This is a genomic window from Dyella sp. 01N448, from assembly GCF_056399225.1.
On the sequence record NZ_JBFTQX010000012.1, the window covers coordinates 36,916 to 55,170 of the forward strand.

Here is an 18,255-nt window from a genome sequence, read left to right on the forward strand (position 1 = left end):
GATCTGATGCCGTATCGCCTGCCTTACGCCTTGCCGAGCAGCTGGCGGATACGTTCCTCGGTACGATCGTAGTCGCCTTCGCCCACGTGGCGATAGACCACGTGGCCCTCGCGGTCGATCAGATAGATCGCCGGCCAGTAGCGATTGCCCCAGGCGTTCCAGATCCGGTAGTCGTTGTCCATCGCCACCGGATATTTGATGTCGAGCGCGCCGATGGCGTCCTTGAGTGCGTGGGCATCGCGCTCCTCGTCGTACTCGGGGGTATGCACGCCGACCACCACCAGGCCGTCAACCGCGTAACGGTCGTAGAGCGCCTTGGTATGCGGCAGCACATGCACGCAGTTGATGCATTCACGCGTCCAGAACTCCACCAGCACCACCTTGCCGCGCAGCGACTGCATGGTCAGCGGCGGCGAGTTGAACCATTGATTGGCGCCGGCAAAATCGGGGGCCACCGCCTGGGTGGTGGGGGTCTGTGCATTGGCGATGCTCGACGCACCGGGCCAGGCGGCGACCAGGGCTGCGCCGAAAGCCGCGGCAGCAAGGGCATAACGCAGAAGTTTCATGGATGGGGTTCTCCTCAGGACATCAGGGACGGCGCACGCGCCAGGGTGATGTGTATGAGAACAGCCCGGTTTGTATCGGGGATGTCGTGCGCACCGGCTTTTTGTATCGCTTTGTATCTGCCCTGCCAGCCCGCATGGGGCCTGGCGGGCGCCGGTTTGTATCCGAATGTATCGGCGGGGCGCCGTTACACATTTCGATGCTGTTCGACCAGGAGCGCGACACATCGCGGATACGCGGCGACGGTTTCATGGCCACACCGGCTGATCGACAGCCAAGCCAACCAAACCAAGCCAAGGAAAACCTCCCATGTCAGACCGCACCGTTCTCTACACCGGCAAGACCACCACCACCGGCGGCCGCGATGGCCAGTCGCACAGCAGCGACGGCCAGCTCGACATCAAGTTGTCGCCCCCGGGTTCCGGCAAGGCCGGCACGAATCCGGAGCAGCTGTTTGGCGCAGGCTGGTCGGCCTGCTTCATCGGCGCCATGGGTCTTGCCGCTCGCGCCAACAAGATCGCCCTGCCGGCAGACACCCGCGTGTCCACTGAAGTGGACCTGGTGCAGGGCAGCGACGGTTATGCGCTGCAGGCGCGTCTCAACGTGTCCCTGCCGGGCGTCGACCGCGACGTCACGCAGCAGCTGATCGACGCCGCCCACCAGACCTGCCCGTACTCCAAGGCGACGCGCGGAAACATCGACGTCGTGATCACGCTCGTCTGAGCCATCCCAGCCATCGAACCCAAGGAAATCCTCCGATGAATCGCACACGTGCCACGCTCGCCGCCACCTTCGCCCTCAGCCTCGCCGCATTCGCCGCGAGCGGCCACGCCGAAGACGCCAAGAAGCCGATGGAAAAGTGCTACGGCGTCGCCCTTGCCGGCAAGAACGATTGCGCAGCCGGTCCCGGCACCAGCTGCGCCGGCACCTCCAAGGCGGACTTTCAGGGCAATGCCTGGGTACTGGTCGACAAAGGCACCTGCACCACCATCAAGACGCCCAAAGGGCATGGCACGCTCGAGGCCAAGTCGTGATCAGTACGCAGATCGTCGCGCAGTCGCCGAGGACGCTGACCGCCCGACGCCACTCGTCTCTGCTGCCCGACGCACTGCTCTTGCTGGTGGCGCGTCTGGGCATTGCGGCGGTGTTCTTCCAGTCGGGACGCACGAAGGTCGAAGGTTTCCTCTCGATCAAGCCCTCGACGTACGACTTGTTCGCATCGGAATACCGCCTGCCGCTGATTCCATCCGACTGGGCCGCCCGCCTGGCGACGGGTGCGGAACATCTGTTCCCGCTGCTGCTGGTGCTGGGTTTGTCCACGCGGATCTCCGCACTGGCGCTGCTGGGCATGACCACGGTGATCGAGATTTTCGTATACCCGGACGCATGGCCGACGCATCTGAGCTGGGCGGCGCTGCTGCTGCCGCTGGCCGTGTGCGGTGGTGGCACGTGGTCGCTCGACCAGCTCTTGCGCCAGCGCCGCACGCCGCACTGAACACGACGACCTCAACCACGACTTTTCATCCCTGATTACCGAAAGGACACACCCATGCGTACCCTGCTGAGCCTCACCATCGCCTTGATGGCATCGATGGGCCCTGCCCTCGCCGACGAGGCGCCCAAAGCCGCACCCACGCCGACCTCCGTCCCCGTTGGCGTCAAGAACATCGTGATCGTGCCCGGCGCCTTCGTCGACGGCTCCGGCTGGCGCGTCGTGCACGACATCCTGATCCACAAGGGCTACCACGTCACCGTCGAGCAGCCGCGCATCGAAACGCTGGCCGACGATATCGACCTGACCCGCGAGCTGATCCGCCAACAGGACGGTCCCGTTGTTCTGGTCGGCCACAGCTATGGCGGCGCCGTCATCACCATGGCCGGCAATCGCGACAAGGTGAAGGCCCTGGTCTATGTGGCCGGCGTGCAGCCGAGCGAAGGCGAGAGCCTGAGCCAGTTGGTCGGCTCGATGCCGTCGCCGAGCAACGACATCGTCGCCACTCGGGATGGCCACCTGTATGTGGAGCCGTCGAAATTCGCTGCCGATTTCGCCGCCGACCTCACCCCAAACCGCACCAACTTCTTCGCCGTGTCGCAGGCACAGGCCACCTCAGCCGCGTTCAACGCCACGGTGTCTGCGGCCGCGTGGCACAGCAAGCCCAGCTGGGCCGTGCTCACCACCGAAGACCATGCACTCAGCCCCGACCTGCAGCGCTGGATGTACCAGCGTGCCGGCTCCAAGGTCACCGAAATCAAGGCCAGCCACCTCGTCTACATCTCGCAGCCCGAAGCGGTGGCGAAGGTGATCGAGGAAGCCGCCACCAGTGTGCATTGAGCACATCCCGTCCCGTCCCATCGAACTTCATCCATCAAGGAATCTGAGCATGACTACCGCCTCCATCAAGCGCACCAGCTTCGCCTCCGCCGCCGCGCTCGTCGCCCTCGCCGTCGCCTCGATCGCCTCGCCCGTGCGTGCGGCCGATCAGTCCGGCGCCAAAGAAGAGCCCGTGCGTTGCTACGGCGTCAACACCTGCAAGGGCACCAGCCTGTGCGCCACCGCCAAGAACGATTGCAAGGGCCTCAACACCTGCAAGGGCCAGGGCGTCGTTGTGAAGACCAAGAGCGCCTGCGTCGCCGAAGGCGGCACGCTTACCGAACCGAAGTAAGTCGCTTGCGGGGCTCTGCATGGTGCAAGCCCCGCTTTCTCCTCTTAAGGACCCTGCCATGTTCATGCCACCTCCAAGCTTTGCTGGTTTCGGCCTCGGCCTGCGCAAGGAGCATTACCGCGACTTTCTCGAGACCAAGGTGCCGGTCGATTTCGTCGAGGTGATCTCCGAGAACTTCATGGTGGATGGCGGCCAGCCGCGTCACATCCTGCGCCAGGTGCGCGAGCGTCATCCGGTGGCCTTGCATGGTGTGTCGATGTCGATTGGTTCGGCCGACGGTCTCGACCATGATTACCTGCGCCGACTGCGTGCGCTCGTCGACGAGATCCAGCCACTGTTCGTGTCCGATCACCTGAGCTGGTCACGCGTGGCGGGCTTCAACTCCCACGACCTGCTGCCGCTTCCGTATACCAACGAAGCGCTCGATCTGGTCTGCCGACATATCGACATGGCTCAGGAGGCACTGGGGTGCTCGATGCTGTTCGAGAACCCCTCCAGTTACGTGGCCTTTGCCGAGAGCGACATGACCGAGTGGGAGTTCCTTGCGGCGATGTCGCGTCGCACCGGCTGCGGGCTGCTGCTGGACGTGAACAATGTCTATGTGAGCTCGCGCAACCACGGCCTTGATCCGTACGCCTTCCTGCGCGGCCTGCCTGCCGAGCGCGTGCGCCAGATCCATCTGGCAGGCCACACCGAAGTCACTGATCTGCTGATCGACACGCACGACCAACCCGTATGCGACGACGTGTGGTCGCTCTATGCCGAGGCCATGTCGCTGCTCGGACCAGTCGCCAGCATGATCGAGCGCGACGATGCCATTCCGCCCCTGGCCGAACTGCTGGACGAACTGGCGATCGCACGTTGCATCAGCGAGCGCGCCCGGGACCTGCGGGAGGCCGCATGACGCTCGCAGAGCTGCAGCGCGATTTTCGCGACTGGCTGACCCGGGCTTCGCCCGACGCCGCGCGGCGCGTCGATCCCCGCGCGGGGATGGGCATGACGGTCTACCAGAACAATTACCGCGCCCAGCTGGTGAGCGTGCTGGAAGCGAGCTATCCGCTGCTGCACGCCTGGCTGGGTTCGACGCTGTTTCTTGAAGCGGCCATCCGCCATATCGACAGCCGACCGCCGCATGGCTGGACGCTCGATGCGTATGGCGCTGATTTCGACGACACGCTGCGCGGCATGCTGCCGGACAATCCCGACGTGCACGAGCTCGCGTGGATCGAATGGTCCTTGTCCGAGTCCTTCGTGGCGCCGGATGCAACGCCGCTGTGCAGCGATCAGCTGGCCGACGTCGATTGGGATACGGCACGCCTCCAACTCGCGCCGAGCCTGCGCCAGCGATCGGTGACGACGAATGCGCCGGACCTGTGGTCTACGTTGCAACAGGCCGCCGAAGTACCGGAAAGCGAAATGCTCGCGGTGCCTGGCGGAGTTGTGACGTGGCGGCAGGGTTATACCTGCCAGCTGAAGCAGATCGACGCGGTGGAACACGACGCCCTGCTCTTGCTGCGCGACGATCCACGTTTCAGCGCGCTCTGCGATGCCCTGGTGGCGCGCCTCGGCGAAGACGCAGGCATCGCCCGGGCCGGCGAACTGCTGGCCAGCTGGATCGCGGCGGGCATCGTCACCGGCGTCAGCTGAAAAGCGGACGGCGGCAGCGCGAGCCATAGTGGCGCACGACAGTCGGTTTCTGGCATATCTTAGGGCGCGCGCCATTGCCGGCGCGGATAAGCTGATCGTGGTTCTTCCTCCAAGGAGCTGCCCGATGCCCGCCGTATTTCGTCACTTCGCGATCAACGCCGACGATGTGGGACGCGCCAGGGGTTTCTACGAGCGCGTGTTTGGCTGGTCGTTCACGCCCTGGGGGCCGCCCGGCTTCTACCAGATCAAAAACGCCGGACAAGGACTGCTCGGCGCACTGCAGGAACGGCGCGACATCGTTCCCGGCGTACGCATGGCGGGCTACGAAGCGAGTTTCGGCGTGGCGGATCTGAAGGCCACCATCGCCGCCATCGAAGCCAGCGGCGGCAAGATCCTGATGCAGCCCTACCGCATCGACGGCGTCGGCGAGCTGATCTATTTCGAAGACACGGAAGGCAACTTTGTCGGCGCGATGCAATACGAGCCGGGCGTGTTCGATTGAATGACGAGGGCGAGAACCAGGACGTCCGCACGCTCGCGCTGAGCTTTCACGCGGGCACGTTGCTGGCCGAGCACCAGCATCGCTGGGGCCAGCTGGTGTTCGCAGCCTCTGGCGTCATGCAGGTCATCACCGATACGGCGGCGTGGTTTATCCCCGGCACGCGGGCCATCTGGCTGCCAGCCGGCATCAGGCACAGCATCAGGATGCAGGGTGAAGTCAGCCTGCGCACGCTCTACATCCGTCCCTCGCGCGCGACGCCCTTGCCAGGCCAGCCCGCCGTGCTTGAAGTCGTGCCGCTGCTGCGCGAGTTGATCCTGCATGTCGTTGGGATCGGCATGCTCACGCCGGAGCAGCCGCAACACGATCGCCTGGCGGGCCTGCTGGTTGACCTGCTGTGCCAGGCGCGTAGCGAAGACCTGATGTTGCCCCTGCCGCAGAGCAGACGCGCAGCGAAGTTGGCAGAGATACTTCTTTGTGCGCCTGGCGATGAGCGCGACCTGCCAGCGCTGTCCAACGAGGCAGGCGCCAGCTTGCGCACCCTGCAACGACTGTTTCCACAGGAGACCGGACTGACCATCGAAGCCTGGCGACAAAAGGCTCGCATGATCCACGCCGTCACGATGCTCTCCACCGGCGCCAGCGTGGCGCAAACCGCGCTCGATTGCGGCTATCTCAGCCTCGCTGCATTCAGCAGCGCGTTCCGCAGGCAGTTTGGCGCATCACCGGGGCGTTATCGATTGCGGCAACGTCGGTGATGCGCCATGGACAGCCCTGAGGCGACTGAAGCTGGATCGACTAGTGGCTCATCAAGATGTCGGCGATCACGCCGGAGGTAACTGCTACCAACAGGAATTCGCCATTGTCGCTACGAACCCAGTGGTAGCCGCGTGGCGGCTCGCGCAGATGCTCCGAGCGCCAGTCCGAAACCACGTAGCGGTCGTCGCGATACTCGCGCGGAACGGCGCCGCCCTTCTTGTACCAGCCTTCTTTCGCACCACGGTCATGCATCACGGCATTTTCCTGATGATGCTCATCGCCGGGGGGATGCTCGTGCTCCTGGGCCATCACTGCGTTGGAGAGGAGAAGCGCGGCGGCCATCGCTGCGGCTAGTGTCGTTTTCATGAGTTGCGTCCTTATTCAATGTCACATTTTCTTGCGAATCGAAGTGTCTTGCGCCAACGGCAGAGTCGCCGCGCAACACACTTACTTTCATCAAGTCACGAACGTGTGACATTGGTGTAGCGCCTACCGCTGCCATTCATCGGCGAGACCGGCCTGATGCATCCTGCAGTTGGGATGCTCGCGAACCCACGAGGACGCACAGGGTCCGTTTGGATCATCAGTCAATGCGCACTTCTCCGCGTGATGACCACGCCCAGGCAGCACAACGGATGCACGACCGCGCAGGTGGCCGGCCCGCTCGCGACGTCATCACGCAGACGGCGTCGCTTCATCGGCGTCGTGCGCAAGCGGCGCCAGGAAATCCGCCACCGGCTCAAGCACGAGTTCCGGCAGGCTTTCAGCAATGCAATCCCGCAGTCGCTGCCACGCTTGCGGATCGACCGACGCGCGCGCCAACCCTTCGGCCTTGGCTTCCGCCGATGGCCATTGCGTATAGCTGTACCAAAGTCGATCCGGTCCCCGGTGCAGGCGCGAACCCAGCGAGCCACGTTCGCTACGCAGCAACTGGGTGATCCTCGACCAGGCTTCGACGAAGGTCGCTTCGGAGCCGGGATGCAAGCGCCAGCGGTAGATGGCGCAAAACGGAGGTGCGGCACTGCTCATGGCGTTCCTTTCGGCAACCGGGGTTGGGATGGTCAACGAGCCGAGGCAAACGTTCCGATGGACGGGCCGGGCCTGCGCACCTGACGTTACCGCGCCCCTTGCCGCGCTGACAAACCCCCAATGAGCTCCAAACCCAACGTCAAGCGGCCGAGCCCCGCCTCCGGCGCTTTGTGTCATGATTTCCCGGTGGCAGGAGTAACGTGACTGCAGGACGCAACGGACGTTCCAACCGTCATGAACTCCGTCGGGACCAGGTCGGCAGATCTGCGTTCCGGCAAGGGAGCCGAGCGTGCTGCTGCGGATCAACCTGATACTGCTCGTCGCCTTCGCGCTCGGCATGATCGCGATCTCCCTGGTGGTGACCTCCACCCTGCAGCAAAACGCGACGCGCGAAGTGCTGGCGCAGGCCGGCCTGATGATGGACAGCGCGGCGGCGATCCGCTACTACACCGAAACCGAGATCGTCCCACTGCTGGACGACAAGATGGCCAGCGCGTTTCGCCCGCAGAGCGTGCCGTTCTATGCGGCGACGCAGAACTTCCTCACGCTGCACAAAACACACCCCGACTACGCCTATAAGGAAGCCACGCTCAATCCGACCAATCCACGCGATCGCGCGACGGACTGGGAGGCCGACATCGTGCAGCGCTTCCGCAACGACAGCAGCGCCCGGGAGATGAGCGGGACACGCGATACCCCGATGGGGCGGACGCTTTACCTGGCGCGCCCGATCCGTGTCGATGCCGGCTGCCTGGGTTGCCACAGCCTGCCCTCGGCAGCGCCCGCAACCATGCTCGCGCGCTACGGCAGCGACAACGGCTTTGGCTGGCAAGCGAACGAAGTGGTCGGCGCGCAGATCGTCTCGGTGCCATTCGCCAGCGCCGAAGCCAGCGCCGGGCGCGTTCGTCGCGACGTGCTCAGTGCCATCGCCGCGATGCTGGTCATCGTGCTCATGGTCGTCAATGCGTCGCTCTACGTGCTGGTGATCCGCCCGGTGCGGCGCATCGCGCGAATAGCCGACCAGGTGAGCCTGGGCGATGACTCAGCTCCCGATTTTCCGAGCGGCGGCGGTTCTGAAGTGGCCGCGTTGTCGGCGGCCTTCAACCGCATGCGCAAGAGCCTGGACAAGGCAATGAAACTGCTGGGCCGCTGACCATGGCACACGACGTGTTCGTCAGCTATTCGCAGCCGGATCGACAAGTGGCGTTCGCGCTGGTGCAGCGCCTGGAGGCGCGCGGCATGCGCGTATGGATCGCACCGCGCGACATCTCCCCAGCAGCAGACTGGGCCGCCGAAATCATCGATGCGATCACCAGTGCACGACTGATGTTGCTGATCTTCTCCGCCAGCAGCAACGATTCGGGTCAGGTGCGGCGCGAGGTCGAGCGGGCCGTGCACAAGCAATTGCCGATCCTTCCGTTTCGGCTGGAGAACGTACTGCCATCCAAGAGCCTGGAGTACTTCCTCAGCACCCAGCACTGGATGGATGCCTTCCCGCCACCGCTAGAGCCGCATATCGATCGTCTATGCGATTACCTCGACAACGCGCTCGGCAGAGTCGACACCATCGACTCCATCACCGAACAGCAGCCAGGTCGGAACACTGCGCATACGGGCACCACGCATCCAACCGCCAGCGTCGACGCGGCGCATCTGCGCCTGCTTGAAATGGAACTGGCCAGGCACATCGGCCCCGTGGCCGGACATCTGGTACGTCGGGCCACGCTGGGCGGCTGCGATCTGGAGACGCTCGCCCGACGCCTCGCACCAGAGATCGATGGCGAGGTCGAACGTCGGCGCTTTCTTGAAGCGTGCTGGCGAATTGGCAAGGGACACTAGAAGGCGCGTCGATCGTGCATGGGTGCCCTCCATGCCGATTCGCCCTCACGAAACAGCACTCATCACCGAAGACAGTACGTGCCATCCGCTCGCGTCATGCGCCATCACCGCCGTATACCAGCCGGCGCAAAGGGGACCGCAGTAGTAGCTATAGGCCACGTCGTAATTGCCATCCTGACGACGAACCGGAAGGCCGACGGCAAAGCGTATGGCCATGGAACCGTTCGCCGCCCCCTGTGTCCAGGTGCTTCCCGGAAAGGCTTCGATATGGTCCTTCCGGAGGTCGGCGAGGTTTTCTGGTGGCAGGTCCACTTGCCCTCCGGTGTCCGGGGAGGGAATGCTCACGAAATAACGCGTCTTCGGCGCAGCAGTGTTCCTGGGACGATCCGCATTCACCTGATATCGCAGGATGACTTCCGCCAACTGCTTCAAGTCAGGCGCGGGATGTTTCCTGGCCAGCGCCAATGCATCCGTCTTCTGACGGATGCTGGCCACCAGTGAATGGAGATCTTCCTTGGCAACGCAATCCGTCGCGGGCGGCGCTTCAAGGCATGCAAGAGCGGTGGACTCGTTGACTCGCGCCACGAAGTGCTTCGTGGTCTGGGAATCGAGCGACGCGTCGATCTGGATCACCCACTCGCGAGCCGCCGGGTCAAAATTAATGCCCGGCACGGCAAAGTCATGGCTACCCGTCACGCGGCCCGCCAGCATCACCGCGATGTTGCTGGCGGCCTGGCCATCGATCAGCGGTTCGGGCTTTGCGTCGGCCGCCAGCACCAACGGGCTCGCCAGCCATCCGATCAAAGAAGCCGACGAATATCCCTAAGCGATCATGCAACGTCATGATCCATCCTCCCATGGTGACAACCGCCCGGCTTCGGCATGGCCTCGGGGTCCACTCGAGACAAAACGAAGCTCTCGACGTCAGGAAACGGAAATTGAGCGCTGGATGCGATCGCTATCTCCAAGTGCTCTTCGGTCTGAGGGTCTTCAAACTCCAACTGATCCACCGTCACCGTACGCATGGCATTCCTTAACGCTCAAATGGGCATGAACTTTCTTCCCGACCTAGACCACGTCTCGCTCGCATTCTTGGCTCTGTGGAAATGTCCGTTTCGGGTCGGAAGCGGACATTAGCCCAGTGGCACGAGGGATGTGTCATCCCCATCCGAGCAGTCAAATTGCATCTCAAAGCTCGGCCCGCGCTTGGTCGGTTCCCAGCCAGCGGCCATCGCCCCTCGAATCGCCTTTGCAACAAGTCCTGGGGTAACCACGCCTGAGGGAACGCCAAGGTAGTTATCAGACCTAGGGGCTGACAGCGTCACATGCAACGTGCTCCCACCACCATCAGTTAGCTCAGCTGCAAAGCTTAGCCCTGTCCAGGCATTTGACTGGCTATAGGTCCCTTTACGGCGGACGAGCCATTTGTAGTTGAACTCGTCAACGATGATGTTGCGCGAACCTGCTGACGATATAGCCATACCCCACCTCACGTCGGTCCAATGCTGCTACAGCGACCACGTCCGCTACGGTCCGGAATCAGACATTAGCAGTAACAATCTCGCCCACGCTCTTAATATCCTTCTGCGGTAATGCTCAATAGTTGTCCGCCCACGGCTCTATCGTGGTCAAACCTGATCCTCACCGAGCTTCCGCGCAGACCTGTCCCGTAGGGAACCTCTATATCGATGCGGCGAAGTTGATAGATATGCTTGGCTTGGAAGGCGGACGAGAGACACGTAAGTGCGCGCATCGGATTGTGGTCCGCGAACTCGACGTTTCGATGATTCATCAGGGATTTGCAGACAGCTTCATCCTTACGCTAGAGCTGTTTGATGCGCGCCATCGTTTGATTCGATCAAGCACCCCGTATTCGTGTGCATAAGGCACAGAACTATTCCGGTGAATTGAGATGCATCAGGTACTTCACAGTGCTTGCGCGCTCACCTAGCTCTCCGGAGTTTCCACACGAGTCAACTAGGCTCTCGCCGTCAAAAGTCTGCACGAAGAGTAAATACTGCTTCCCTTTCTCCATGTTGAATCTGGAAGACGTGTTGTCGGAGGTTATTTCGACCTCTGACAGTTTCTCGCCCTTAAAAGTGTTGACTATATTCACCCGGTAAACCGTCTTGCCAACTATGTCGGGTGCGTCTTCCGACATAACATCTTTACTGCCCAAGACCTTGCCAATGATCACTTCGCTGCTCCTTGCAGCCTCCTGATCGACCGTTGGATGACCCCTCGTACATAAGGCCCAACTCGTCGAACTAAGACACGTAAGAAACGTCAAGAAACCGATTTTGAGCGAGAAGCCCGCGTGCATTATTGAAGTCCTGTAGGGCAGGTGGAGCCATCTTTCAAATTCAGAACTACGTCACGGATACCCAAGTCCTTAGGGATCCCCTGGATCTCAAGAATCAAGATCGGGGTCCCGGCATTGGCTGCTGTTTCGCGATCAATCAGGTACTGCTCGAAAGCCGCTGTCGACTTGTAGCCGCTCCTTCCGAGGCCTCCGAGACCCACTGACGCTTCGAGGTCCGCTTTGGATCGAAAGCGCCCCCCGGTTGGTCACGTATCGTTTCAGACGCCAGGGCGCCTCGTCACTTGGCGACCAACAGCGCCTTTACCGCGCGTTCCAAAGCGATGTCCCTGCCTCGCTTGATACTTTCCACGGTAGGCGAAACTTCGATGTCCGGGCGCAGGCCCTCCCCCTCGAACACGGTCCCATCAGGCGCACGATCATTGCGCGTGCAAACGCGCGCGCTGCCGCCACCGGGTAGTTGGAAGAACAATGGCTGCCCGGTGCTTCCCGCCGTGGTCTCACCCACCGTTATGCCCCGGTGCATGGATTTGAACATCGCCACGAAATCCTCCGCTGCGGAAAAGGTATGTGCGCTGGTCAGCACCGCAACCGGCACATCGATGTGGTGGACCGGGTCGACGGGTGCCTGGAACGCAGGAAGGTCCGTCCAGCCGGGCAGCGCGCCACGCGCGCGGTCGGCGGCGCGATAACTGCGGGTGCGGATTAGGGGGCCGCGGATCGGTTCCTTGGCCAGCACCTGCAGCAGGTCCACGGGCGTGCTGCCGCCGCCATTGGCGCGGACATCGATCACCAGCCCCTTGGCCACCTTGATACTGGGCAGGTTCGCCAGCAACGTCTTGGTGCCTTCCGTGTCCTCGAACTCGTTGATGGTGAGCACGGCGATACCGTCCGGCCTTTGCTGAAACGAAGCGCGTTCTCGCTTGAACGCCGCCCAGTCCGCTAGCGCAAGTCGCGTCAGGCTCCGCGCCTCTAGTTTGCCCGCGGCCGTCTTCACGCTCACATGGATCTGGCTGCCTGCGTGCCCGCTGAGCAAGGCGTAGTCGAACGTACGAACCTGCAAGTCCTGTAGCGTGGACGAGCTCTGGTAAGGCGCAATCTGTCGCTCCGCATAGCGTCGGATGTCTTCCCCGTCGATCGTCAGCAACACGTCACCTACCCGCCACCGCTGCGTGAGCAATGCCGGGTCATCCACGTTCGTCACCACGACCGCGCTCTCTACCAGCTGGGTGTGCAACCCAGGCTTGCCGTAGAAGGCGTCCTGAAGGGCCTCAGGGGGATACACGTTGGTGTGGCCGTCCTTGAGCATGGCGGCGAACCGCATCAGCGTGCGGTAATACTCCTCGGTGGTTGAGGTGGCACGCACCTTGGGCAGGAAGTCCAGATAGGCCTGGTTCCAGTCCAGGCCCGGTTGCCGATCGAAGAAGGCAAAGTTGAAGCGCGTCTCCGACCACACCACGGACAGCCCCGCCACCTTTGCGTCATCGTTCAGATCCGGTACCGCTGGCAGCCCCTGTCCAGGCTCGCGCGCCCACAGATGCTCCTGGTTGCGGGCCGCTTCGACCAGTTGCACGAAGCGAGGGTCTCCATGGAGTGACGAGAGATCCGTATCGGTGGCCAAATGCTCCGCGGACCCACTACCACCCTTGGCCTCCCAGGCCATCAAGGCATCTATCGCCAGCTCCTTGCGACCCGCCAGAGCCTCGAAGCATGCCAGGTCGTACATGGCAAGATTCCAGCGCTCATCCATGCCCTCCGAACCGGCCTTGAGAAATGGCTCCAGGATGGCAGCGGCCTCGGCGTATTGCTTAGCTTTGTAGAGTTTGAACGCTTCGGTGTAGCGTGCGGGAAGATTGCCCAGGGACGGGGATAGATCTTCTGCCACAGCCGTAAAAGTGGCTATACAAAACACGAAAGAAAGAGCCTGAATGCACCTGATTGTCCATGCCTTGTGCCCGCCCAATCTCGCAAAGCGCTTGTCCGCGTCGACACCGGTCACCTGCCAGGCGGGATCGCTTTTTGCGGGAGCGACCTTCTTCAGATGGGCGATGTAACCAACAAAGCTCGCACCGAAGAGTGCCATGGCGATGACGGCAATGATGATGACTTTCAAACCTTCAGGCTGCATTGATCCCCCTGCTCCCTGGATAGATCTGCTTCCACGCGATGACTACGACCGTCCGCTCCGGGTCGGAAGCCGGCAGCTCACGTCGCACCTTCGCCCACCGGTACCACCTGCCCTTGCTTGAGGACGACGCCGTAGCTTGCGAGGGCGATGGCAACCTTGAGATCGAATGGGAAATCCTGTCACGGCATCCATGGGTGCACAATTAGATCGATCAGCCTAGAAGTGCCAGCTGGCGCACATAACGCCGGGGTTGGCTTTCCGTGCCCCCTGGATCCTTTCCCGCCTCGCCATGGGAGCTGCTTCCCGGCGGGCCACTTTTTCACCCGACCGCCCTCTTCAACGCTCCGACGCTTTTTCTTTCGCCGGAGCGGACAAGTAGAGCGCAGTGACGGCCGCTATGCCGAAGGCAACCGCGAGTATCACCTTGGGCCAGCTCGTGGACTCGTCGGCAGCACCGACTGTCAGCGCGTGGAAATCCGTGGCCGTGAGGCCGCAGTACAGACACGCGCCGGTGAACATCAGGGCGAGCGCTTTCAGGAGCAATTGCCTGGCCATGCCAAACTCCTTCGTGTGCGTGCGATGGTGGTTTCAGCGAGAGCGGAGCGGTCGGTGACTCATGGACTGGTCGGCAGTCTACTTCAGCTCGGACGCGGCGCCAGCGCTCTCTTCGCCATACGTGTCGGTCGAGCGCCGCCAGGGCTGCCGAGCGCCGTACATGAGCGTTCGCCACAGCCACTCCATCGGGCCAAAACGGTATCGCCCGAGCCACCACCGGCTGGCCATGATCTGGAACACATAGACGGTTACGCCAAGGCCCATGGCGTGCGATGGACTCATCTGGCCGAAGCGACCCAATCCATAGCCGAAGAAGATCCAGCCGAAGATCAACGACTGGGCCAGGTAGTTGCTGAAGGCCATGCGACCGAGTGGACCCAGCACACCAAGCACACGGCCGGCCCGGGTGAACATATAAAGCACCGTGATCGCAGCCCCGTAGCCTATCGCCAGCACCAACGGGCCGAGCGTGCTTAGCACCGAGATGACCGGCGCCCAGCTGCGCCAAGCCGAGGATGGATCCAGCAAATTCATAGCGAATCCCAAGACCACGCCCACCACGGCCATGCCGACAAGCAGGCGACGATAATGCTCGGGATGTCGCAGCAGACCGCTTCGCCATGCCATCACACCCAGCAGGAACAACGCGAACGTGCGCGGTGCGACGAGCACATGCAGCGGTATCAAATGCGGTATTTCAGCGAGATTGAAGCGGATGACGTCCGCCCATGTGCCGCCTGCATACACCGCCGTAGCCGTTTGCACATACTGCTGGAGCGAGACGCCGCTCGGCCAGAAGAACGTATCCGGCAGCCAGAACGGCAAGGCCGCATAGATCGCGAGGGCGACCGCGGCTGCCACGGCAAGAAGGCGGTTTGACGCATAGAGGAAGGGCAAGGCCAGCAAGCCCACCAGCGCGTACTCGGTGAGAATGTCGCCGTTCCAGATAAAGCACAGATGGATAAGGCCAAGCCCAAGCAGCACCAGCAGTCGCCGGCTCAGCAGCGGGAGACGGCGCGAGGTCGCTGCCAGTCGTTCGAATTGAATGGCCAGGCCCACACCGAACAGCAGGGAGAACAGCGCGAAGGCCTTCAACTCCATGCCGATGCTCACCGTCGCCTGGACGGCATGATCCAGCCAGGAACCGTCAGTGGATGCGGGAAGAAACTGCTGGAAAATGGACACCCGAAACTCATTAATGAGATTGACGCAGAGCACGCCGAACAGCGCCGCGCCCCGCAACACATCAATGGCGACGATGCGTCGCTCGGGACCCACAGGCCGCGCCTCCTTCATCGATTCGTGATCCGACATGGCTTGCCCCCTGCTCTGATCGTCCCTGAAGACACGATGCCACCACAGGGCGACGCCCCAGCCGGCTGCGAAGACGGGCTCCACCCGGCACCGCAGCGCCTATAATGGCGCACATCCCTCCCTGGCAACGCTGATGACCGAACCCGAACGCCTCGCCAAACGTGTCGCCGCCCTGACCCAGTGCTCGCGACGCGAGGCGGAAATGTATATCGAAGGCGGCTGGGTGCGCGTGGACGGCGTGACCGTGGAGGAGCCGCAGTTCAAGGTGCTGGAACAGCACATCGAGATCGATCCGCACGCCAAGCTCGAGCCCGCCGAACCGGCCACCCTGGTGTTGCACAAACCCGCCGGCGTCACGGTCGATGAGGCTCGCGCGCTGGTCCGCGTGGAAAGCCGCGCCGAAGACGACGCCTCGGGCGTGCGCTTGCTGAAGCGTCACTTCGCCCGACTGGAGTCGCCACTGGCCCTGCCCGACGCGGCCAGTGGCCTGCTGGTATTCACGCAGGACTGGCGGGTCAAGCGTCGCCTGGAAGAAGACTTCGACCGCATCGAGCAGGAACTGGTGGTGGAAGTGACCGGCAAGCTGGCGCCCAATGGCCTCGCCCTGCTCAACCATGGGCTCAGCTTCGACAACTACGCGCTGCCGCCGATCAAGGTGAGCTGGCAGAACGAAAACCACCTGCGCTTCGCCTTGAAGCGGATTGCGATCGAGAAAGTCGAGCGCATGTGCAACGCGGTGGGCCTGAAGGTGCTGGCGATCAGGCGCCTGCGCATCGGCCGCATCCCGATGTCCCGCCTGCAGCCGGGTCAATGGCGGTATCTGGCGAGCACCGATCGGTTTTGACGGCTTGAAGAGGCAGCGCCAGGTCACGTGACGTGCGTCCTGGACGCAGCAACCAAACAAGCCCGTGAATTTGACGCGTTCTACACGTTTCCTCGACAAACAATGACCACCCAGTCCTACGCGGTACCAAGAGGGGCGCTTGAACACCACGGGACAAAACAAGTACGAGCTGCTGGTCGACTCCGTTGTCGACTACGCCATCTGTTTGATCAATCTGGATGGAACCATTGCCAGCTGGAACATCGGTTCGGAGCGTAGTGCCGGTTACACCGCGTCCGAGGTGCTGGGTGCACATCTGAGCATGTTCTATACCGACGAGGCGCGCGCCGCCGGCGAACCCGAACTGGCGCTGGTCACCGCCTACGAAGAAGGTCGCGTGGAAGCGGAGGGCTGGCGCTGCCGCAAGGATGGCACGCAGTACTGGGCCAATATGGTGCTCGACCTGGTGAAAACCTCGGACGGCACGCCGATCGGCTACGCCTCGGTCACGCGCGACCTCACCGAACGCAAGCAGGCGGAAGACCGCCTGCGCCACAGCGAAGAGCAATTTCGCCTGTTGCTGCAAGGCGTCGGCGATTGCGCCATCTACATGCTCAACCAGGACGGCTTCATCACCAGCTGGAACACCGGCGCGCAGCGCATCAAGGGCTATACGCGCGAGGAAATACTCGGCAAGCATCTGTCGACGTTTTACACGCTGGAGGATCGCGCCGCGGGCGAGCCGCAGCGCGCGCTCGGTGTCGCCGCGAGCACGGGTCGCTTCGAGGCCGAAGGCTGGCGCGTGCGCAAGGACGGCACCTCGTTCTGGGCGCACGTAATCATCGACCGCATCACCGATGACAACGGACGTCACGTGGGTTTTGCCAAGGTCACCCGCGACATCACCGCACGCCGCGATGCCGACGCCGCGCTCGCCGACGCACGCGAGGCGCTGTTCCAGTCGCAGAAGCTGGAGGCGATCGGCCAGCTCACCGGTGGCGTGGCGCACGATTTCAACAACCTGCTGATGGCGGTGATCGGCAGCCTGGAGTTGATGGAGCCGCGGCTGACGCATGATCCGCAGGCGCTCAATCTGCTGGGCAATGCCCTGGCCGGTGCGCGTCGCGGTGCCGCCTTGACCAAACGCATGCTGGCGTTCGCGCGCAAGCAGGAGCTCAAGCCCACCGCGATCGATCTGCGCGCACTCGTGCAGGAGATCAGCAGCCTGCTGCAGCGCTCAGCCGGCCCCACCATCACCATCGACACGGTCTTTCCGCTCACGCTGCATCAGACCCTGGTGGACGGCAACCAGTTGGAACTGGCCCTGCTCAATCTGGTGATGAATGCGCGCGATGCGATGCCCGAGGGTGGGCACATCATCATCACTTCAAGGAACGAGACGATCGAGCAAAGCGGCCATCGCACCGCCCTGCCGCCGGGCAACTATGTGAGCCTCTCCGTGACCGACGATGGCCACGGCATGGATCCCGCCACGCTCGAGCGCGCAGCCGAGCCGTTCTTCACCACCAAGGGCATCGGCAAGGGCACGGGCCTGGGTTTGTCCATGGTGCACGGCCTGGCCGAGCAATCCGGCGGACGCCTGCTGCTGCGCAGCCAGGAAGGACGCGGCACCACCGCCGAACTGTGGCTGCCCATGGCCGGGACCTCAGTCGCCGCGCCGGCACGCGCGCCCGAGCCTGAGCCCGAGGCCAACGCCACCGCGCAAAGCATCCTGGTGGTGGACGACGATCCGCTGATCGCCATGACCATCACCGCGGTGTTGAATGACCTGGGCCACGTCACCGTCGAAGCGCATTCCGCGCGCGAGGCGCTGGAACAGCTGTCGCAGAAAACCTTTTTCGACGTGATGATCACCGACTACGCGATGCCGGTGATGAACGGGCTGCAGTTGATCGAAGAAGTCCAGTCGCGCTGGCCCGGCCTGCCCATCATCCTGGCGTCCGGCTATGCGGAGCTGCCCGAAGGATCGGCCAGGAACGTGCTGCGTCTGCCCAAGCCATTCGGTCGCGCCGATCTGGTGCGTGTGGTCGAGGCCGCTGTCGCGCGGCCTGCCGCCAAGAACGCGCACGTCTAGCGTGCGCTCTCGCACGTGGT

22 protein-coding genes are annotated in these 18,255 nt (G+C 62.9%); 13 read left to right on the top strand and 9 right to left on the bottom strand.

The annotated features are described in order from the left end of the window. Window positions 1-23 precede the first annotated feature (23 nt). Window positions 24-566, bottom strand: a complete 543-nt coding sequence (locus tag AC1DKY_RS17360) for a redoxin domain-containing protein (RefSeq protein ID WP_441604887.1) — start codon at window positions 564-566, stop codon at window positions 24-26. A 307-nt stretch (window positions 567-873) separates the two neighbouring features. Between AC1DKY_RS17360 and AC1DKY_RS17365 the strand changes: the two genes are divergently transcribed. From AC1DKY_RS17365 to AC1DKY_RS17405, 9 genes are all read left to right on the top strand, one after another. Further along, entirely contained in the window at window positions 874-1,287 is a 414-nt protein-coding gene (locus AC1DKY_RS17365; protein ID WP_441604888.1) for an organic hydroperoxide resistance protein, read from the top strand. 35 nt (window positions 1,288-1,322) lie between these two features. Beyond that, window positions 1,323-1,598 carry a BufA1 family periplasmic bufferin-type metallophore gene (locus tag AC1DKY_RS17370; protein WP_441604889.1) on the top strand — a complete coding sequence of 92 codons (276 nt, stop codon included), beginning with the start codon at window positions 1,323-1,325 and terminating at the stop codon, window positions 1,596-1,598. Then, window positions 1,595-2,059 carry a DoxX family protein gene (locus AC1DKY_RS17375; protein WP_441604891.1) on the top strand — a complete coding sequence of 155 codons (465 nt, stop codon included), beginning with the start codon at window positions 1,595-1,597 and terminating at the stop codon, window positions 2,057-2,059. The genes AC1DKY_RS17370 and AC1DKY_RS17375 overlap by 4 nt, the downstream gene beginning before the upstream one ends. 54 nt (window positions 2,060-2,113) lie before the next feature. Further along, window positions 2,114-2,896, top strand: a complete 783-nt coding sequence (locus tag AC1DKY_RS17380; RefSeq protein ID WP_441604893.1) for an alpha/beta fold hydrolase — start codon at window positions 2,114-2,116, stop codon at window positions 2,894-2,896. 49 nt (window positions 2,897-2,945) lie between these two features. After that, complete coding sequence (gene bufA2, locus AC1DKY_RS17385) at window positions 2,946-3,227, top strand: BufA2 family periplasmic bufferin-type metallophore (RefSeq protein ID WP_441604894.1); 282 nt, start codon at window positions 2,946-2,948, stop codon at window positions 3,225-3,227. Window positions 3,228-3,285: 58 nt separating this feature from the next. Further along, on the top strand, window positions 3,286-4,131 hold the full coding sequence (gene bufB / locus AC1DKY_RS17390; protein ID WP_441604895.1) for an MNIO family bufferin maturase: 846 nt from the start codon (window positions 3,286-3,288) through the stop codon (window positions 4,129-4,131). Next, window positions 4,128-4,874 (top strand): HvfC/BufC family peptide modification chaperone, encoded by a 747-nt coding sequence (locus AC1DKY_RS17395; RefSeq protein ID WP_441604896.1) that lies wholly within the window; start codon window positions 4,128-4,130, stop codon window positions 4,872-4,874. Before bufB ends, AC1DKY_RS17395 begins: the two co-directional genes overlap by 4 nt. A gap of 124 nt (window positions 4,875-4,998) precedes the next feature. After that, window positions 4,999-5,376, top strand: coding sequence for a VOC family protein (locus AC1DKY_RS17400; RefSeq protein ID WP_441604897.1), 378 nt, complete (start codon window positions 4,999-5,001; stop codon window positions 5,374-5,376). Next, window positions 5,373-6,131, top strand: a complete 759-nt coding sequence (locus tag AC1DKY_RS17405; protein WP_441604898.1) for an AraC family transcriptional regulator — start codon at window positions 5,373-5,375, stop codon at window positions 6,129-6,131. The genes AC1DKY_RS17400 and AC1DKY_RS17405 overlap by 4 nt, the downstream gene beginning before the upstream one ends. Window positions 6,132-6,171: 40 nt before the next feature. On the opposite strand, the gene AC1DKY_RS17410 is transcribed toward AC1DKY_RS17405, so the two are convergent. Next, window positions 6,172-6,498, bottom strand: coding sequence for an RcnB family protein (locus AC1DKY_RS17410; protein WP_441604899.1), 327 nt, complete (start codon window positions 6,496-6,498; stop codon window positions 6,172-6,174). Between the two features lie 309 nt (window positions 6,499-6,807). Beyond that, window positions 6,808-7,161 (bottom strand): antibiotic biosynthesis monooxygenase family protein, encoded by a 354-nt coding sequence (locus tag AC1DKY_RS17415; protein WP_441604900.1) that lies wholly within the window; start codon window positions 7,159-7,161, stop codon window positions 6,808-6,810. 289 nt (window positions 7,162-7,450) lie between these two features. Here AC1DKY_RS17415 and AC1DKY_RS17420 point away from each other — a divergent pair, with 289 nt between their 5' ends. Both AC1DKY_RS17420 and AC1DKY_RS17425 read left to right on the top strand, forming a co-directional pair. Then, on the top strand, window positions 7,451-8,314 hold the full coding sequence (locus AC1DKY_RS17420) for a Tll0287-like domain-containing protein (RefSeq protein ID WP_441604901.1): 864 nt from the start codon (window positions 7,451-7,453) through the stop codon (window positions 8,312-8,314). A 2-nt stretch (window positions 8,315-8,316) separates the two neighbouring features. Next, a complete protein-coding gene (locus AC1DKY_RS17425) occupies window positions 8,317-9,000 on the top strand; it encodes a toll/interleukin-1 receptor domain-containing protein (protein WP_441604902.1) in 684 nt (227 codons plus the stop codon). Window positions 9,001-9,045: 45 nt separating this feature from the next. On the opposite strand, the gene AC1DKY_RS17430 is transcribed toward AC1DKY_RS17425, so the two are convergent. The 6 genes from AC1DKY_RS17430 to AC1DKY_RS17455 form a co-directional block, all read right to left on the bottom strand. After that, window positions 9,046-9,777, bottom strand: a complete 732-nt coding sequence (locus AC1DKY_RS17430; protein WP_477180022.1) for a hypothetical protein — start codon at window positions 9,775-9,777, stop codon at window positions 9,046-9,048. A gap of 53 nt (window positions 9,778-9,830) precedes the next feature. Next, on the bottom strand, window positions 9,831-10,025 hold the full coding sequence (locus AC1DKY_RS17435) for a hypothetical protein (RefSeq protein WP_477180023.1): 195 nt from the start codon (window positions 10,023-10,025) through the stop codon (window positions 9,831-9,833). Window positions 10,026-10,894: 869 nt separating this feature from the next. Next, window positions 10,895-11,197: a hypothetical protein gene (locus AC1DKY_RS17440; RefSeq protein ID WP_441604904.1), complete on the bottom strand. Its 303-nt coding sequence runs from the start codon at window positions 11,195-11,197 to the stop codon at window positions 10,895-10,897. 403 nt (window positions 11,198-11,600) lie between these two features. Next, window positions 11,601-13,448, bottom strand: coding sequence for a S41 family peptidase (locus AC1DKY_RS17445; protein WP_441604905.1), 1,848 nt, complete (start codon window positions 13,446-13,448; stop codon window positions 11,601-11,603). A 336-nt stretch (window positions 13,449-13,784) separates the two neighbouring features. Beyond that, entirely contained in the window at window positions 13,785-14,003 is a 219-nt protein-coding gene (locus AC1DKY_RS17450) for a hypothetical protein (RefSeq protein WP_441604906.1), read from the bottom strand. Between the two features lie 78 nt (window positions 14,004-14,081). Then, window positions 14,082-15,317: a DUF418 domain-containing protein gene (locus AC1DKY_RS17455; RefSeq protein ID WP_441604907.1), complete on the bottom strand. Its 1,236-nt coding sequence runs from the start codon at window positions 15,315-15,317 to the stop codon at window positions 14,082-14,084. A gap of 133 nt (window positions 15,318-15,450) precedes the next feature. Here AC1DKY_RS17455 and AC1DKY_RS17460 point away from each other — a divergent pair, with 133 nt between their 5' ends. Together AC1DKY_RS17460 and AC1DKY_RS17465 are read left to right on the top strand one after the other, a co-directional pair. Continuing rightward, window positions 15,451-16,161 (top strand): rRNA pseudouridine synthase, encoded by a 711-nt coding sequence (locus tag AC1DKY_RS17460; protein WP_441604908.1) that lies wholly within the window; start codon window positions 15,451-15,453, stop codon window positions 16,159-16,161. A 139-nt stretch (window positions 16,162-16,300) separates the two neighbouring features. Continuing rightward, on the top strand, window positions 16,301-18,235 hold the full coding sequence (locus tag AC1DKY_RS17465) for a hybrid sensor histidine kinase/response regulator (RefSeq protein ID WP_441604909.1): 1,935 nt from the start codon (window positions 16,301-16,303) through the stop codon (window positions 18,233-18,235). The last annotated feature ends 20 nt before the right edge of the window (window positions 18,236-18,255 follow it).

Excerpts from the sequence above, each read along its gene's own strand:
- AC1DKY_RS17360 (WP_441604887.1), bottom strand. The coding sequence starts at position 566 with ATGAAACTTCTGCGTTATGCCCTTGCTGCCGCGGCTTTCGGCGCAGCC.
- AC1DKY_RS17365 (WP_441604888.1), top strand. The coding sequence starts at position 874 with ATGTCAGACCGCACCGTTCTCTACACCGGCAAGACCACCACCACCGGC.
- AC1DKY_RS17370 (WP_441604889.1), top strand. The coding sequence starts at position 1,323 with ATGAATCGCACACGTGCCACGCTCGCCGCCACCTTCGCCCTCAGCCTC.
- AC1DKY_RS17380 (WP_441604893.1), top strand. The coding sequence starts at position 2,114 with ATGCGTACCCTGCTGAGCCTCACCATCGCCTTGATGGCATCGATGGGC.
- bufA2 (WP_441604894.1), top strand. The coding sequence starts at position 2,946 with ATGACTACCGCCTCCATCAAGCGCACCAGCTTCGCCTCCGCCGCCGCG.
- bufB (WP_441604895.1), top strand. The coding sequence starts at position 3,286 with ATGTTCATGCCACCTCCAAGCTTTGCTGGTTTCGGCCTCGGCCTGCGC.
- AC1DKY_RS17395 (WP_441604896.1), top strand. The coding sequence starts at position 4,128 with ATGACGCTCGCAGAGCTGCAGCGCGATTTTCGCGACTGGCTGACCCGG.
- AC1DKY_RS17400 (WP_441604897.1), top strand. The coding sequence starts at position 4,999 with ATGCCCGCCGTATTTCGTCACTTCGCGATCAACGCCGACGATGTGGGA.
- AC1DKY_RS17410 (WP_441604899.1), bottom strand. The coding sequence starts at position 6,498 with ATGAAAACGACACTAGCCGCAGCGATGGCCGCCGCGCTTCTCCTCTCC.
- AC1DKY_RS17415 (WP_441604900.1), bottom strand. The coding sequence starts at position 7,161 with ATGAGCAGTGCCGCACCTCCGTTTTGCGCCATCTACCGCTGGCGCTTG.
- AC1DKY_RS17425 (WP_441604902.1), top strand. The coding sequence starts at position 8,317 with ATGGCACACGACGTGTTCGTCAGCTATTCGCAGCCGGATCGACAAGTG.
- AC1DKY_RS17435 (WP_477180023.1), bottom strand. The coding sequence starts at position 10,025 with ATGCGTACGGTGACGGTGGATCAGTTGGAGTTTGAAGACCCTCAGACC.
- AC1DKY_RS17445 (WP_441604905.1), bottom strand. The coding sequence starts at position 13,448 with ATGCAGCCTGAAGGTTTGAAAGTCATCATCATTGCCGTCATCGCCATG.
- AC1DKY_RS17450 (WP_441604906.1), bottom strand. The coding sequence starts at position 14,003 with ATGGCCAGGCAATTGCTCCTGAAAGCGCTCGCCCTGATGTTCACCGGC.
- AC1DKY_RS17455 (WP_441604907.1), bottom strand. The coding sequence starts at position 15,317 with ATGTCGGATCACGAATCGATGAAGGAGGCGCGGCCTGTGGGTCCCGAG.
- AC1DKY_RS17460 (WP_441604908.1), top strand. The coding sequence starts at position 15,451 with ATGACCGAACCCGAACGCCTCGCCAAACGTGTCGCCGCCCTGACCCAG.